At 33.2% G+C, this 17246-nt stretch carries 19 protein-coding genes; all 19 read right to left on the bottom strand.

Features of this window, described 5'->3' with window-relative positions; translation table 11 throughout:
* Window positions 1–8: 8 nt before the first annotated feature.
* Window positions 9–833, bottom strand: a complete 825-nt coding sequence (locus C7447_RS03875) for an oxidoreductase (RefSeq protein WP_148868929.1) — start codon at window positions 831–833, stop codon at window positions 9–11.
* Window positions 834–843: 10 nt separating this feature from the next.
* Window positions 844–1869, bottom strand: a complete 1026-nt coding sequence (locus C7447_RS03870; protein WP_148868927.1) for an alpha/beta hydrolase fold domain-containing protein — start codon at window positions 1867–1869, stop codon at window positions 844–846.
* A 99-nt stretch (window positions 1870–1968) separates the two neighbouring features.
* Window positions 1969–2883, bottom strand: a complete 915-nt coding sequence (locus C7447_RS03865; protein ID WP_148868926.1) for a helix-turn-helix domain-containing protein — start codon at window positions 2881–2883, stop codon at window positions 1969–1971.
* 12 nt (window positions 2884–2895) lie between these two features.
* On the bottom strand, window positions 2896–3702 hold the full coding sequence (locus C7447_RS03860; protein ID WP_148868924.1) for an SDR family oxidoreductase: 807 nt from the start codon (window positions 3700–3702) through the stop codon (window positions 2896–2898).
* A 156-nt stretch (window positions 3703–3858) separates the two neighbouring features.
* Window positions 3859–4368, bottom strand: coding sequence for a DinB family protein (locus tag C7447_RS03855; protein ID WP_148868922.1), 510 nt, complete (start codon window positions 4366–4368; stop codon window positions 3859–3861).
* Between the two features lie 58 nt (window positions 4369–4426).
* Window positions 4427–5269 carry a helix-turn-helix domain-containing protein gene (locus tag C7447_RS03850; protein WP_148868919.1) on the bottom strand — a complete coding sequence of 281 codons (843 nt, stop codon included), beginning with the start codon at window positions 5267–5269 and terminating at the stop codon, window positions 4427–4429.
* 294 nt (window positions 5270–5563) lie between these two features.
* A complete protein-coding gene (locus C7447_RS14720; RefSeq protein WP_170245896.1) occupies window positions 5564–5701 on the bottom strand; it encodes a hypothetical protein in 138 nt (45 codons plus the stop codon).
* Between the two features lie 323 nt (window positions 5702–6024).
* Window positions 6025–6477, bottom strand: coding sequence for a hypothetical protein (locus C7447_RS03840; protein WP_148868917.1), 453 nt, complete (start codon window positions 6475–6477; stop codon window positions 6025–6027).
* Window positions 6478–6810: 333 nt separating this feature from the next.
* A complete protein-coding gene (locus C7447_RS03835; RefSeq protein ID WP_148868915.1) occupies window positions 6811–7755 on the bottom strand; it encodes a DUF4625 domain-containing protein in 945 nt (314 codons plus the stop codon).
* A gap of 76 nt (window positions 7756–7831) precedes the next feature.
* Window positions 7832–8764 carry a DUF4625 domain-containing protein gene (locus tag C7447_RS03830; protein ID WP_148868914.1) on the bottom strand — a complete coding sequence of 311 codons (933 nt, stop codon included), beginning with the start codon at window positions 8762–8764 and terminating at the stop codon, window positions 7832–7834.
* Window positions 8765–8783: 19 nt separating this feature from the next.
* Window positions 8784–9266: a DUF4625 domain-containing protein gene (locus tag C7447_RS03825; RefSeq protein WP_148868912.1), complete on the bottom strand. Its 483-nt coding sequence runs from the start codon at window positions 9264–9266 to the stop codon at window positions 8784–8786.
* Between the two features lie 41 nt (window positions 9267–9307).
* Complete coding sequence (locus C7447_RS03820; RefSeq protein ID WP_246143009.1) at window positions 9308–11593, bottom strand: TonB-dependent receptor; 2286 nt, start codon at window positions 11591–11593, stop codon at window positions 9308–9310.
* A 333-nt stretch (window positions 11594–11926) separates the two neighbouring features.
* Window positions 11927–12169 (bottom strand): hypothetical protein, encoded by a 243-nt coding sequence (locus C7447_RS03815; RefSeq protein ID WP_148868910.1) that lies wholly within the window; start codon window positions 12167–12169, stop codon window positions 11927–11929.
* A gap of 123 nt (window positions 12170–12292) precedes the next feature.
* Window positions 12293–12679 (bottom strand): MerC domain-containing protein, encoded by a 387-nt coding sequence (locus tag C7447_RS03810; protein WP_148868908.1) that lies wholly within the window; start codon window positions 12677–12679, stop codon window positions 12293–12295.
* On the bottom strand, window positions 12663–13283 hold the full coding sequence (locus C7447_RS03805) for a class I SAM-dependent methyltransferase (protein ID WP_148868906.1): 621 nt from the start codon (window positions 13281–13283) through the stop codon (window positions 12663–12665). Before C7447_RS03805 ends, C7447_RS03810 begins: the two co-directional genes overlap by 17 nt.
* Before the next feature lie 12 nt (window positions 13284–13295).
* Window positions 13296–13541 carry a hypothetical protein gene (locus tag C7447_RS03800; RefSeq protein WP_148868904.1) on the bottom strand — a complete coding sequence of 82 codons (246 nt, stop codon included), beginning with the start codon at window positions 13539–13541 and terminating at the stop codon, window positions 13296–13298.
* Between the two features lie 71 nt (window positions 13542–13612).
* Window positions 13613–14356, bottom strand: a complete 744-nt coding sequence (locus C7447_RS03795; protein WP_148868903.1) for a class I SAM-dependent methyltransferase — start codon at window positions 14354–14356, stop codon at window positions 13613–13615.
* A 4-nt stretch (window positions 14357–14360) separates the two neighbouring features.
* Window positions 14361–15665 (bottom strand): APC family permease, encoded by a 1305-nt coding sequence (locus tag C7447_RS03790; protein ID WP_246143008.1) that lies wholly within the window; start codon window positions 15663–15665, stop codon window positions 14361–14363.
* Window positions 15666–15675: 10 nt separating this feature from the next.
* Entirely contained in the window at window positions 15676–17238 is a 1563-nt protein-coding gene (locus tag C7447_RS03785; protein ID WP_211354892.1) for an MFS transporter, read from the bottom strand.
* Window positions 17239–17246: the final 8 nt, after the last annotated feature.

The raw sequence follows: 17246 nt of genomic DNA, 5'->3' as shown, positions 1-17246 counted from the left end.
TTTATTTTTTAACTGATTTTGAACATCCCCGTAATCAGCAAATCAAACACACTATCAGGAAGCAATTTACGTAAAAATAACATAGTGTTAGACAAGTAGCCACCATTGTATCTAGCTTTAGGTTTTTTAGTATCTACAGCTTTTTTTACTAACTTCGCTATCACGTTGGTATTCACTGCGTTTTTTTCAGATGTTTTAAATGCTTCGATGTAACTATCAGTCAAACCTTGGTAAGCCCCATTGCCCGAAATTCGCTTTACATTATCAAAAGCAATGTCTCCCCATTCTGATTTTACAGCTCCTGGTTGTATCACCACTACATCTATTCCAAATGGTTTTACTTCGTATCGTAAACTATCACTCAAGCCTTCCAAAGCAAATTTGCTTGCATGGTACCACCCACCCATAGGCATAGCTATTTTACCGCCTAGTGATGTGATGTTGATTATTTTGCCTGAATGTTGCTTCCGCATTTGAGGCAATATCAATTGTATCAGTCGCCCAATACCAAAAAGATTTACTTCCATTTGATATTTGGCTTCAGCTATACTTACATCTTCTATAGCACCGCTTAAACCAAAGCCAGCATTGTTTATAAGCACATCTATTCTGCCTTCATTTTTTATTATAGTTTCAATACCAGATACCATTGAAGCGTCATCGGCTACATCCATACCCAATATTTTAGCACCTTGATTTTTGATATCTCCCATCTTGTCCAACCGCCTTGCAGCACCGTAAACCGTGTGTCTATCTGCCAATAAAGTTTGTACAAAATCTTTGCCCATACCTGCCGATGCACCTGTTATAAGGATTACTTTTTTCTTGTCCATTTTTTTTGGATTATTTAATTACTCTGACCAATTGATTGTCTAAAAACTGATATATTGCTGCTCGGGAAGTAATTGCTTCAGGTATTTGAGGATAATATTGGCTTGCATGCCAACCCCCTTCAGTAATAAGCATCTCAGTTTTTATACCGCCTTCTTTCATTTTCCAAAAGCCTTTTAACGAACAACTCAGCAGTAAGTCACGTGTGCCTGAAACAAATACAGTAGCTGGAAAATTTCCTTTATATTCGGCAAAAACAGGTGAAATCAATGGGTCTTTTAGATTTGCATTTTTATCCAAATAGAGATCTTTAAATATTTTGTCACCACTGTTTTTATTAGCCGACACATCTCTTCCATCATTATTATAATAGGAATCTCCTTCAAAAGTTAAGTTCAACAGTGGAGAAAATAATACATTTACTACGGGCATTTTAAGATTTTGACTCTGCGCTTTCAATAATGTGACTTGCAATATTTGTCCGCCAGCAGAAATGGCTGAACTAATGATTTTTTTATTTGAAAACTTATCAGATAGTTCTTTATAAACACTTAGGCATTCATTAATTGCTACAGGATATTTCACTTCAGGAGATAATGTATAATCCACTGAATATATTTTGTATTTATATTCATTAGCCAGTAGTAAACCAGCTCTTTCCAAAGGGGTACTCATCATAAAACCACCTCCATGTATGTGAAAGCCTATGACATCATTATTCTCTTGACTTATTGTTTTTGGCTGAACAATGACAACTTTAACACCTGCAATGGTTGTATCTTTCGTAGTAAAATCAAATCGTGTATGCATATCTTTAACCATCCATTTTTCGTAGGTATCCCATTGGGTACGGATTTTTAACTTTAATTTGTCGTTTAAACCAATTAACGGGAATCGATAGTATTTAAAACTTCTAAGTGAGTCCTGCATCTGCTTACTATGTAACGAAATTTGCTTTTCGCTCACAATATTTATTTTGTGTGAACAGCTTAATAAAAATAAAGATGTAATTGTTGAAAGTAGAATTATCTTTTTCATTGCCTTTAATTTTGTTTGAAATTATAAGACAAAGATCATAAATTGATTTAACTGACAGTAAGCCGATTCTCGGATTGTTGTAGTGAAAATGAGGCTAATTCAGTTAAATCTCATCCGAAATTTCAAAGGACTCATACCGCTTTTACTCTTAAACAGCCTGCTAAAGGATTGTGACTGTTCAAAACCCAATTGATAAGCAATTTCACTAACAGATAAATTTGTAGTAGATAATTTTTCTTTGGCTTTTTCAATTAGTTTTTCGTGGATGTGCTGTTGCGTGCTTTGTCCTGTGAGCGAATGAAGCATATCACTTAAATAACGTGGTGAAACATTTAATTGTTCTGCCAAATACCTAACGGTTGGTAGTCCTTTATCTATCGTTTGTTCTTTTTCAAAATAGGCATTCAGCAGTTGTTCCATTTTGGAAAGCAAATCGTTGTTTACCGCTTTTCTGGTAATGAATTGTCGCTCATAGAAACGGTTGCTGTAATTGAGTAGTAAATCAATCTGTGAAAGAATAATATCCTGCGTGTGCCTGTCAATATGTTGGTATTCGGTTTGTATTTTCTGAAAAATTTCTACAATGTCTTTCTCTTCTCGTTCCGAAAGGTGTAGCGCTTCATTTACAGTGTAAGCAAAAAAAACGTAGTTTTTGATAGTGGTTGCCAAAGGGTGTTTTTTCAAAAAATCGAAATGAAACATTAATACATAACCTGTTCCGATTGTTTCATTGTATGTATTTGTTTCGTCTCTTTCAATGGTCTGAACTTGCTTCGGTGCAATAAATGTCATTGTTCCTGTGTCAAAGTCATAATATTGTTGCCCATATTTTACTTTGGATTGAATGTTGTTTTTCAATGAAATAGTATAAAAGTCAGTAGAAAACCGTTTCCATATCTCAACATCTGCAAGATGCAATTCAGGAACAAGCACTACACTTACCAAAGGATGCAAAGGCTTTGGTAGCGATAACAACTTATGAAAATCGGACAAGGAATTTATTTGCTTCACCATACAAATTTACAATTAATGTCCTACAAATTGTTTTCTTATCATTTTTCTGAATTCCTCGCTTCCAATTTTAATACGAGTTTGAAACATATTTTCTGCATCAGCTCCAGCAAGATATTTTATTTGGTCTTTGTTGTCTGTTGCAGCTTCATATACTATATTGGCAATTTGTTCAGGTGTAGAAGCAGCACTCATCATATCATCAACATTGCCGAATAACTTCTCTTCCAACTCTTGATAGGCAACGTGTGAACTTTTAACTAACGACCTACCTGTAAAATCTGTTACGATGGCTCCTGCAGCAATCGTTTTTATACTGATATTGTGTTGACTTAATTCAAATGACATACTTTCTGACCATCCTTCTAATCCAAATTTGGTAGCCTGATAAATAGAATGTAACGGAAATCCTAAACTTCCTCCAATTGAGGTTGTGGTGATAAACAAACCATTTTTCTTTTGTCTGAAATAGGGTGTAAATGCTTTTGTAACACGTATTACTCCCAAAAGATTGGTGTCGATTTGCTGAACAATTTGTTCATCGCTTACTGCTTCCAATGCACCCATCAAACCATAGCCAGCATTATTAAATACTACGTCTATATTTTTTAGTTCATTCGATTTTGCTGCAACTTCTTTGATTTGTTCTAAATTGGTAACATCTAACGACAATAGTGTTACGTTTTCCAATTTTGTGAGTTCTGTTTCTTTTTCAGGGTTTCGCATAGTTGCTATTACATTCCAGCCTTTTGACTGAAAGAATTTTGCAGTTGCTTTTCCTAAACCTGAAGAAGCTCCTGTTATGAATATTGTCTTTTGCATAATTTGTTGTTTAAAATGTACGATACAAAAGTCCGCAGAAGTAAAAAAATATTTGTTGCCAAATAGAGTTAGGTTGTAACCAAAATTACGAATGTTTGAATTGTATGTGGTTTTGTAAATTGATACGCTGTTATTGGCTGTGATTTCTTATTGCTGTTATGCTATTGTATTTTGTTTTTTGATAAAGTAAGTCGCCAAATCTGTGTTAGAAAAATCAGTAAAACCTACTTGCCGCAACAACGTTACTAATTGTCCTCGGTGATAAGTAGCGTGATTGACGAAGTGTGGAAATGTTTGCCAAAAAATCATTTGGTCTTTTTTCCCATTGGGATAAACAAAGTCAACTGGTTTTAGATAGTCTTCTTCAGGATAACTTTCAATAAAATTTAGCAAGTTGATTGATGTCTTTTTCCAAATTTCAATTAAATCGTTTTTTGTTCCGTTAAATTCGGCCGACAAGTAAACAGGATTAGGAACTTTTGTCCAAAAGTCAATCCAAATTCTTTTAGCACTTGTGAGATGAATAGCAGTTTTACGAACACTACTAAAACTACTTATAATGAGTTGTTCCCATTGTTCGTCATTGATTTGTGTCAACCATTCAATAGCAAAACTATCTGCCCAGTTATTGTATTTGGCCTGTTCTGTGAAATACTTTTTTGTCATTTTCTTTACGTTTTAAATTCAACGCAAAGTTAAAAAGAAACACTACGTGTTATTGTGGCTAATCGTTCAAAAACTGTTGTGAAGGATCCAAATTTTGTTGTTGAAACTGTTTAGGTGTAATACCGTAAACTTGCTTGAACGATTGGGTAAAACTTGAATGATTTTGGTAACCAACTTTGTAAAAAACTTCGCTTGGATTTTTGTTTTGTAACAACAGTGATTTTGCTAATTCCATTTTTTGTTGCAAGAAATATTGACTTGGTGTTTGGTGGTAAATTTTTAAGAATTTTCGCTTAAAAGTAGAAATACTTGTGTGGCATAAAAATGCCAATTCTTCTAATGTAAGGCTATTGGTTATGTTTAGCTCTACCGCTTTTCTGATTTCAAAGTCCGAATATTTCTCTTGGTTTTTAGTTTGGAATGAAAGAACCTCATTTGGATATTTTTCAAGAAGATGAAGCATTAATTCTTCAAATTTCAGTCCTATTATTTTATCTGAAAACGAAGCTGATTTTAATTGAATGAGTTTAAGTGAAGCAATGTAAGTATGAATAAATTCGTCTTTCTCAAAAACTAAAAATGGTTTTTTCATCTTTCCGTGTTTTGACGGAATTTTGTCAATAATAGAAGCATATTTTATAAAAAAATTAGTTAGAGCTGTATTGTCAAAAAATAGCATCGTGCTACTATAATTGTTGTTTACAGGAAGTTTTTCTGTCATTAAACAATTTCCAGAAGAAAGTATGGCAAATTGATTGTCTGTGATAATCGTTTTGTTGTTAGCATAGTACACAACTTTCTCGCCTTGTTCCAAAAAAGAAACAAGATTTTGAGGAAGAAAGACTTTGTTTCTCGGTGCTTGTCTATCCGAAACGTAAGTGTGTATGTTAAACTTGTCCATTTTAAATTTCTATAAATCGTAGGCAGATTTAGACGTACTTGTGTTTTTGCTAGTCGAAATGTAAATTTATAAATACCAGTTCATAAATTACAGATTTGAATGCAGTCATTTTATTGACGTTCCTTAATTAAAACTCGCTCTAAATTCTAATGGAGATAATTTAGCTTTACTCTTAAACTTCCTGCTAAACGATTGTGAATGTTCAAACCAAGTTGATAGACAATCTCACTGACATCAAATTAAGTATTTAAAAATTAAAATTTTACACTTTTAATGTTTTATAAATTCGAAGCATTAACCTTCAAACTGTTCTTCGAACGACGTAGAAAAATAGGTATCTAAAAGCAACCGAATTATACCAAACGTCTTCAATTCTTCCATTTTTGCTACCCAGCGTGCTGCATCATATAGCTTAAAGCCATTTTTTGCCAAAAGTTTGACCGTGGGCCATCCTTATACCTGCTGAAGCTCATGTTATTAATACTACTTTACTCATTTCTTTTTTATTTAAGATTATAATGCAAAATTAGCGTACAGTACAACTAGCTACTTCTGTTAAAAGGTCTAAATTTATTGGTCAGCGGGTCAAAGGCTGTAACAGAAACGTGGTTGTTTTAATCAAACCTATTATTCTTTTATAATCATAAAACTTTTATTTAATGAAATGAGCTCGATATAATATCGAACTCATAATAGATTAATTTTAAACTGCAAATATTCACTAGAAAATACTACATACAGTACGAGTTTTTTAATTATTTTTTCTGTCTTTTAAAAACATAACGTGTAATAAAAATCCCTTGACCATCGTCTTTCCCCCCATCACTTTCAACACCACTTGTTACAAAAGCAAGCTCCCAACCTTCTTCGGCCATTGTATTAATTTTTGAAGTAACAACTGCATCATTTGCAGCAATATTTTGAAAACGAATCCCCACAAGGTTATAAAAATTTAAAAGTTTGGTTTCTTCAAAATCTTTAACTCTAATTTTGCTTCTATCTGCTTTATTTCTAGTGTTGTCATCTTCTGTTTGTACAGATGTAAAATCTTTATAGTTTCGGTCTGCATTAGCAGATATTATACGAGATCTCCCTGAGCCACTAGGGATAATAGATTCTACACTAGTAATTATTTTATACTCTACTTGTGCATTAGTTTTTATAAATGCAAAAAGGCTGATAGCCAAAATAAATAATGATTTTCTCATTTTATTGTTTTATTGTTTTATTGTTTTATAAAGATTCGAAAATATAGAAACAAGTGCTAAAAATCGTAGTCTTCTTGTTAATATATTTTAAAAATTATGTAACGTTAAGGCAAAGTTTATAACAAAATATTTAATAGCTTCGTATTTTTATCAAATTTTGTTTGAATAGATTCTTTATCATAATATTCATTAATTTAGAGGTTCTTTTATTTCTTTCTTTACATCCTAATTGTTCTTGAATAAAGCTTTTTAATATAGAATACAAAAATTCTAATTTTAAGTAAAAGCAGTAAGCAGCACCAATAATATTCTATAGCACTGCTTAAACACTCATTAAAAAACTATATCAAACTCAATATAATGGTGTACGCTTAAATTATGGGTAGTATTAGTATATACGATACCATAATAATAGGTGCCACTTTCCCAGACGTTGTCTCCATCAATGGAATTCGGGTTAGGTAAGTTGTTATCTTGTAGAGCACCAATTGTTAATGCTGGTCTATCTCGAATAGACACATCTGGATTAAAATAAGTGCTAATAGACGTTACTTCTTCATAATTTGTATGTTCTAAAACATCTATTACGATTGCCTTGGAAAAATCAATATCGTCAACAGTTTCTGGTTTATGATTTAAGCTCTTCTTGATAAGCAAATTGTATAAAATACCATCATCTTTCACGTTGTTAATCTGTGTATATGATACAATTGATTCATTTTCACGAAATACTTTGTCATCAGGATTTCTGAAATCTCCATTTGCATAGAAATTTGCAAGACCAGTATTACCATCAATATCTATTTTTTCCACAGCAAATAAATACACACTAGGGTCAACAGGTAGGTTTATAGGGTCAATAATTTCTACTTCAAAAATTTCTTCCAGTTTTGTACCGTTTTCGTCTGTTACAGTAATAATAAAATCATATTTCCCTTCGGCGGCATCTTCAGGCACATCAAAGTGTTTGTGTACAGTAGCATTTTTAACACCTTTAAACTCATCCCACGCTATTTCGAATGACCAGTCATGTGTATAGTTTTCTTCTTCACGAGGATTGATATTAACCTGTACTAAATCAATCATATCTCCGGCTAAAACTTCTACATTAAAATGAATGTCCCTACCAATAACACCTCTATTGGCAGAGCCAATTTCTACTTCACTAATAGAAGGTATAGAGAGTGTAATATCATCATCATTGCTACATGATGTTAGCAATAAGCCAAAAAAGGCTAGTGCATAAAGTACTATTCGGGTTTTAAAGATTTGTTCCATTTTTTAGTTATTAAATTCCTTTAAAAAGTTTTTAAACAGTATTAACAATGAAGCTAATACCGCTTTTGTTTATATATTAAAATCCTTCAACAGTTATGTCAATGTAATGATGCACACTAATGTTATGAGTTGTATTGGTGTAAACTATGCCATAATAATATTCAGTATTTTCCCAACTTTTGTCACCATCTACTGAATTTGGATTCGGAGTATTATTATCCTGAGTAGTACCAACAATAAACTCTGGAGCATTTCGCACACCAACAATAGAATTGTAAAAAGTGAATATATTTTCTCTACCACTATGCTCATAGACATCTACCACAATTGCTTTAGAAAAATCAATATCATCAATGGTTTCAGGATAATGGTTTAAACTCTTCTTAATCATCAAGATGAATATTTTCCCATCATCTTTTACATTCTGAACGGTTGTAAGAGATATGAGGGGACCATCTTTTGGAAATATGATACCTTCTTCGGGTTCTTCAAATGTTTCATCATTCACAATGTATAAATTACTACCATTTCTTAAAATAAAAGATAGTTTGGGATCTACTGGAAGATTAGCCGGATCAATAATTTCTACTTCAAAAGTTTCTTCCAGTTTTGTACCGTTTTCATCTGTTACAGTAATAACAAAGTCATATTTTCCTTCGGCTGCATCTTCAGGAACTTCAAAGTGTTTATGAACTGTGGCGTTTTTAACGCCTTTAAATTCATCCCACACTATTTCGAATGACCAATCATGGGTATAGGTTTCATCCTCACGAGGATTAATATTAATCTGTACGATATCAATCATATCTCCGGCTAACACTTCTACATTAAAATGAAAGTCTCTACCAATAACACCTCTATTAGCTGAACCAATTTCTACTTCACTAATAGAAGAAATAGGAAGTTGAACGTCATTATCATCATTACTACATGATGTTATTAATAAGCCGAAAAAAGCTAATGCATAAAGCGCAATCTGAGTTCTAAAATTTTGTTTCGTTGTTTTCATTTTTGTTTATTTTAATTTGTTATTCAATAATTTTAATGTCAATAGAAGTTCTGCTTTGCCAACCTGTTTTATCGGTTACAGAGTATGCACAATGGTAATCCCCTGCATCGACATCATTCGGTATCGTAACTGTGATGTCGATTTCATAAGAGGTCAACCCATTTTCAATGGAAAAATTTTCCATATAAATCATAGGATTTACAGCTTGCTTTATAGGGTCAAGCTCACATTGTGCTCCCTGATCGTCATGGGTGTGGTGATCGAAGTTATTATGGATATCCAAGCTATAAGAAGCAAGTTCCATATCGTCAGTAACCATTGCCCTAAAATGGTACGTTTCACCTCTTACCAATTCGGTGCAAGATTGGGGAAATCCTTCATTGTAGTTTATAGTTATTTCAGGTTTTGTTTCATCCTTAATGTCGGAATCATCACTACTACAGGACCATAGAAATAAGCCTGAAAATACGATCGTGATTAAAAAGTTAAATTTTGCTGTCATTTTTTTATTTGTTTTGGGTTTATATGTTTAATAAGTTCATTTTAAAATGGTATTGTTAAAGACAATGAAATGTTTCTACCGGCTTCGGGTACATCAATCAGTCTGTAAAAACTGGTGTGGTTAAAATATTTTGTATCAAATACATTATTAAGTTTAAAGCGCAAATCAGTTTGCTTTTCAGAATTGAACAGGTTAAGATTGCTTAAAAAAGATAAGTTCAAAACTTGAAAGCTCTCTGTTTTTTCTTCTGGCGGAACTATTTCCTCTTGTTTGGCTGTAAGGCGGTAATCTGCCATAAGCCTTATATTCTTAAACCATAAAAGATCTTTCTTTAATTGGTAGTTGGCAGAAACCAATCCCGATAAAGGTGGTGAAAATGGCAGGGTAAAGTTTTTTTTCGGTCCGTTTCTCTGTCTGGAATACACATATTCTGCGGAAGCGTCTATTCTCAAATTTTCAGTTAGGGCATAACCAAACCTCAATTCCCCACCAACCCTAAAGACTTTGCTTTGTGTGTATTCATAAATTTGTAAGGTTTCATAATAATTTGGAGTGGGATTGAGATAAATAAAATTTTCAAAGAAGTTTACAAAAGGACTTATTCCGAAACTAAAATTCTTTGTTGAATAACCTACATCAATATCCAGTTGATAGGATTCCTCTGGATTTAGGTTTAAATTCCCTCTTTCATACCTGTACATATGATAATTTACCCCATCGGAAGCCAGTTCATTGGCTAGAGGCATTCTAAAGCTTTTACCTATGTTTAATTTATAGGTGGTTTTATCTCCTATATAGCTTACTCCTAAAGAACCACTTATGTTATTGAAATTAAGAGTTTTGTTTTGAGCCCTCTGTAAATAGACATTAGAAGTAGAGCCATCACTATTGTTTACAGTAGATGGGTACCAATCATAATAAGCCTTAGTATTAATGACTCCAAAATCATAACGCAAACCTCCTTGAAGGTGAACCTTTTCAGAAGCCTCTATATGATCATAAGCAAAAAAGCCCACAGTAAATCTATTATACTTAGGGATTAAAAATCCCCAACCCCCAATATTGTTATTTTGAAATTCGGTGTTTATTCCAAAAACCAGATTGTGCTTTTCATTGAACTTGAAAGCATCTTTGGCATTTAAGGAAAATGTATTTTTATCAAATACTCTTTCCTTACTATTATCAGGTTTAGGCATATACCCATGAGGAACAGGTTCGGAATGCTCTTCTCTGTGATTATTTTGATATCCCAGATCTAACTGTATCGTATGCTCTCCTTTATAAAAAGAAGTATTGTTTACTATTTTAAAATGGTTTACTTTATGAAAAGGTAAGTCTATATCTCTATTGCCGCTATCGTAATCTATTGTAGATGTACGAACTTCCAAGCCATGGGCATTAGCAAAAAAACCATTTTTTGCATATACATTGCTAAAAAAAGTTTCGGATTTAAAGCTCTCCCCAACATAACCTATACTAAAGGCTGCATTGGCTTCATTACCAGCAGTATTTCTTAGATGGTTTCTGTGTAGGTCAAAAATGTAGCTTTCGTAACGTATCTTATCGGTAGGCACTTTATAATCCCCATAATCTCTATAAGTTAGGCGTCCACGATAAAACCATTTTTCTTTTCTGCTCTCTATTCCAGTGGAAACCCCAAGTAAATCGTTATTGCTCTCTGCCAATACATTTACTTCGCCATTAAACGAGTTAACCGAAGGTGTTTTTGGTGATTGTATATCCACTACCCCTGCAATGGCATCAGAACCATATAATAAAGAAGCTGGACCTTTTATGATATGGATATTTTCTATACCATACTGATCTATTTCCAGGCCATGATCATTGCCCCATTGTTGTGCTTCATGTTTTACTCCGTTTTGCACAACACTCACTCTGTTAAATCCTAATCCTCTAATAACAGGTTTGGACTGTCCCGATCCGATGTTGATAGTACTGACACCCGGAATTTTCTTTAGGGTTTGCATCAAACTGTTTTCTCTGTTAGCATCCATAAATTCTTTGGAGACTTGCACAGTTGTTATAGGTAGTTCTTTTGCTTCTCTTTTTTTAGTTTTTCCATGAACTTCTATCTCCTTAAGAGTGGTGGTTGATTCGCTTAAGGAAATATGCAAATTCTCCATTTTCGGATCAACTTCTATCATCAATGTTTTTGGATTATATCCAATGTGAGATATAGTAAATGTGTATGTTCCTTCAGTAACATTTTTTATGGTAAACTCTCCTGTTACTGATGAAATTGCAAATAACCCTTTGCTAATAATATTGGCACCCTCTATAGGTTGTAAAGTGTTGGCATTTATCACAGACCCTTTTATTAGAAATGAATTCTGCGAAAATGCAATCGAGTATAGGCTAAAACATAGCCAGAAACTTAGTGTTTTATGAAACATAATGAATACTATAAGATTTGAACAATTGTCCCCCAAAAAAGGATCATGACAAAACCTATACATCTATTTATATGAAGTAACTCGAGACCTATAACCTGATTGTAAATAACCCCACTACTTTGAAACTACTGGTAAACTAAAGAGGTTAATCTATATAAAACTGTATTTATCTAGTGCTTAGACACTGATAAACGCAACTTAACGATAAAAGTTGATCGAAATCTAAATAAAAAATGTATAGGAAATTTATAGTATAAAAGGAGGTGGTCGGGAAAACAATTGATAGGAAGCAATTGTACTTGAGATAATAAAATTATAGTTTTTAGTTATCTCTCTCTGAACAACTGGTTCAGTATTTTCAATTGTGAAATCCTGTAAATCAGGAGTAAGTACCGGAGTTAAGTTATGTGTAATAGCATGATCACAAATAGTACAATCAACTACGTGGTCTTTGTCATTTGTATGGGATAGCACATGAAGCCCTGTCATTTTCATTGAAAGGAAAAGCACAAGGAGGAAATAGGTGATGCTATTTTTAAAACGACCTTTTTTCATCAAATACAAACTTATTAAAATAAACTAAAAAATATGTTAATATAATCTAAATAAAAATTAATGTACATGATTACTTTTAGTGCCTACTAATTTCCAATTTAAATAATGAGCCAGAGCTACTATGGAAGCGCCTATAACTGTATTAACAATTTCCCATAATTCAGTTAAGTTGAACCTCCCCAAAGCAATAAAAACAAAACCTAATGTAGCATATAGCAGGGGTTTTACTTTACGATGAACTTTTTTATAACTAGGTAAAATAGAAGCGAAAACAAAGACAAGTCCAAAACCTATAAATGTCCATTCAATATATGGGTTCTCTAAAAAATGTAAACTGCTCAGAGAAGAAAATGAAAGCACAATAGGGATGGCTGCACAATGTACTGCACAAATTAGTGAACTTGAAAGCGCTATAATATCTATGGTGTTATTTTTTATTTTCATCTATACTTTTTTTACATTTTATTAAGTAGAATGGTTGATTTTCATTAATATCTGTAATTTCTACAAGTCCAAAATCATTAAATTCTTTTTCTACTGATTGCCTATCATAATAGAATATTTTGGCTCCCTTGTGAAATTCATATTGATCTTTACTGATTAATTCACCTTTTCCATAATTTGGAGCTTCTTTAGTTATGGCAGTAAAAACCATAAACCCATTTTCTGTTAATTGATTATAACAATCTTGGATTAGTTTTTGTCTTTCGTTGCTGTCCAATAAGTGGATTAATGCATAACAAAATATTCCATCATATTGCTTATTGTCAAACGGCATATCTGTTACAGAACCATGATAGATTTTCATAGTTGTTCGATAATGTTTTCTTGCCATTTCAATTGCCGTTTTTGATATTTCTATTCCTGTTACAGTCATTCCATTGTCGCTGAAAACTTGAGCATTTCGTCCGTAACCAATACCTGGAACAAGCACATTCTTTATTCCTTTTTTAATAAAAAATTCTTTTGTTAATACTGCTGAACGCGAAGGTTTAAACCCCCACATTTCCTGCTTATCTATAAAATTTTCTTCCCAAAATTCTGTCATACCATTTGTTATTTAGTTGCACACTTTATCTTCTAGAATATCACATTGATATCCTAATTGGTCAAGTATTGTGATGATGCTTTCTGTATGTATCAGCTTTCCTTCAACTCGTAGAATGCTATGATTACACGGATAAGGTAATTTAAAGTCTTCTAAATCGAAATTAAATTTTAGTACAGGAAAACTATTTTCAAGAATTTTTAAAATACAGTTTACCTGAATGTGGTCTTGTATATTTGTAGTAAAAACTTCTATCATAATAATGCATTTATATTCCTCATAAAATTGTGAATTAGTGGGTTGTTATGGAAGGTTTTTATTGACTATTTTTACTTCGCTTTAATAATATAGTGATAAGGCAAATCATTTACTTCAACTTCAAAAGTAGTAAACCCTGCTTTTTTCAATTCAAAAACTGCTTGATCAACAGATACTCTCATTTTCATGGGCGGAGCTGTTATTCCCTTTGGAAAATCGACATTAAAATAATCCAAAACAATTAATTCTCCATTCGTTTTTAGACCGTTCTTTACTTTGGTGAAGTACTCCACTCTATTTTCAATATGATGATAGGTATTTGCAATAAAGACAATATCAGCTTCACCATCTTTTAGTAATGGAGTATCATAAGGTATTTTTCTAAGTTCAATATTTTTGATGCTGTTCTTTTCAATCCGTTGTTTCAAATAATCCTGAAATTGATCACTCACATCGGCTGCAATTACGTTAGCTCCTTCATTGGCAAATCTAACTGAATAGTAACCTGTTCCTGCTCCTATATCTAATATTATTTTACCTTTAATATCTCCAAGAAATTGTACTATTTTTTGCGGTTGTTCAATAGAATCTCTCTCGGGTGACTCAAACCTTTTTGTAAGTTCCTCTATAGTTACCTTGTCTGTATATCCATGTGTTGCATGTGACGATTTTTCGTGATTGGCATCTTTGTGCTGATTATGCGTTTCATTATTTTCATCTAAATCTGGTTGTTTTTTAGTATTATTACACGACGTAAATAAAGCAACTACAAATAACAGTCTTAAAGATTGAATTAATAATTTTTGTTTTGTCATTTTCTTATTGTTTTAAAATTAATTTTTTGTTGATAAGCCAAGTTCCATACCCAATAAACAGGTTACTTATACCCATTATTGTTTCAAAAGTGTATTGCTTTAATGCGAAAAAAATCATTCCAATAGAGAACAGCAGAAATAAAATTTGAAATAGAGGAAACAATGGACTTTTAAATCCAGATGAGCTATTATGCGTTTTGTTTTTCCGCAATACAAATACCCCAAAAACGGTAAGTGCAGATGAAAGTGTTAAAAGAACACCGCAATAAATTAGTATTTGTTCAAAAGTACCTGTTAGCAAGAAAATAGCCGTGATTCCAAATTGCAACCATAATGCCATTTTAGGAATTTCCTTTTTGTTGTTTTTAAATAAGCTCCATAACGGATAATCTTTTGCCATACTTGATGTTATTCTTGGTCCTACCCAAACCATAGCGCTTATTCCAGAAATTAACAGCAATGAAATTGCCATACTAAAAAGATTTCCGATGTGTTCACCAAACATTTTTTGTACGACAATTGTACCGACATTTAATTGGCCTGCTAATTCACTAATTGTTGCTGTTTTCAAAAAAACATATTGTAAAAGTGTGTAAAGAATGGTTACTAATAAAGTGCCACCGATTAATGCATACGGCAATGATTTCTTTGGGTTTTTAAACTCTTCGGTAATATAAACTGCTGCATTCCAACCCGAATAGGAATAACTAATATAGATTAATGCAATTGCAAATGCACCAGTAGATATTTCTGAAAAATAATTTTCTCCTGTAAAATTAGTTCCTGATGTTTCAGGTATAATTAATCCTATGATTATTAATATAAGTATCAAAATCACCTTTAAAAGTGTACTAATATTTTGAAATTTAGAACTTGATTTTAAACTAAAAGTATGAATGAAAGTAATAACAGCAATCAAAACAATACTTGTCCATTTTAATGGGAGATTTGCAAAAGGAAAATATTTTACGACAGCGATGGCGGATAATGCAATTGGTGCAGCGAAACCGACCGTTAAGGAAATCCATCCCGACAAATATCCTACAAGTGGATGATAAATTTGAGAAAGAAAGATGTACTCTCCACCTGATTTTTTAATAGCTGTACCTACTTCTGCATAACTAAAAGCTCCCGATAATGCTAATATTCCTCCCAATATCCATAGCGTAATTATCACCAATGGACTACTTAAATCATTTAGTTGAAACCCTAAACTTGTAAACGCCCCAGTACCAATCATATTAGCAACCACAATGGCAACTCCTGTTAAGGTGCTTATTTTATTGACAATGGGACTAGTTGTTTTCAATTTAATTATTTTATTTTTTATCTGATATAACTATACTTGCTTCATTAGATTTTGCCCCCCATATAAGGACATAAACAAATAAAACCGCCATAACTATTGCACCAATCCACATAGCCTGTTGCCATCCTTCAACGAAAGATTCTTTGGCGGCTAAGATTAACATATTTGATTGAGAACCTGCTTTGGGAGCAATATCCAACGCATTGGCAATACCTTCGCGAGCAACTGCAACAATGTTAGGAGGTAGCTCATGAAGTCGATTATCGATAGCATTGCTATAACCAGCAGTAACTAAAGCCCCAAGTAAGGCTACACCAAGTGCTGTGCCTAATTCACGGGTAAGGTCGTTTAGTGCTGAAGCAACTCCTTGATGCTCTGAAGGTAATGCGGAAGTAATCGCCTCGGTTGAAGGAGTCATTGATATACCCATACCTAACCCCATAGCCAACATCCCAGGTAGAACAGAAAAATAACCTCCATCAATAGAAACAAGTGTAGCCAAAAGAATCAACCCGACAGCAAACAATATAATTCCAACGGCCATTGTGTAGCGATTTCCAATACGAGCACTTAACTTAGGTGACAGCCCGGAAGCGAGCATCATTAATATTGCCATTGGCATCATCCCAAAAGTAGCGCGGAGACCAGACCAACCAAGTGCAGCTTGAAAAAAAGGAAAGAGGAGTACAAAAATACCAGCTTGTACACCAAAAATAACTGTTAGAGAGACGGAGCCGCTAGATAGACCACGTTTGCGGAAGAACCGCAAATTAAGTAGGGGAGCTTTTTGACGCAATTCCCAAAGTACAAAACCTAAAATAGACAATAGTCCTACAACAAGACATATCAATACAGATAGTTCAGACCAACCTAAACTAGGAGCCTCGTGAAGAGCAAAGACAATTCCTATTATTCCAATTATTGATAAAATTGAACCACCAATGTCAAATCTGTGTGTTGCTTTTTCTATGGAGTTTGGAATAAAACGAAGTGCCATAACTAGAGACACAATAACCAATACAACAGGAAGCAAGAAAAGCCAACGCCAATTCGCATAATCAACTAAAACAGCAGAAAGATACATACCAATAATGCCTCCGCCTCCTGCAACAGCTGTCCAAATCCCTATAGCTTTTGAGCGTTCTTCAGCAGGAAAAGTTGAAGTGATAACTGCAAGTGTAATTGGCATTATCATAGCTGCCCCAATACCACTCAAAAGACGTGAAACAAGTATCATTTCAGAAGAAGTTGAAATACCAGCAGCTACATTTGCGATGCCGAAAATAATTAAACCAGTAATTAAAACAGGTCTACGTCCCAACCGGTCACCAAGAGCTCCAAGAGGTAATAATAATGCTGCTAAACTAATTGCATAAATATTAATCATCCATAGAACGGTGCTTTGAGAAGCATTGAACTCTATTGCAAGATCAGGTTGAGCTACATTTAATCCAGAAACAGAAGCAATAACTGCCATAAGCGCGATACATACTGTTACTAAAATTTTGCGTAGTTGACGTGAATTATGCTCGACAGGAACATTAGGTTCTTGTTTTCCTATTTCTGTTATCATTTTTTTTT

The organism is Tenacibaculum adriaticum, assembly GCF_008124875.1.
In the GTDB taxonomy this organism is placed as follows: Bacteria; Bacteroidota; Bacteroidia; order Flavobacteriales; family Flavobacteriaceae; genus Polaribacter; species Polaribacter adriaticus.
This window is presented reverse-complemented; position numbering and strand designations above follow the sequence as displayed.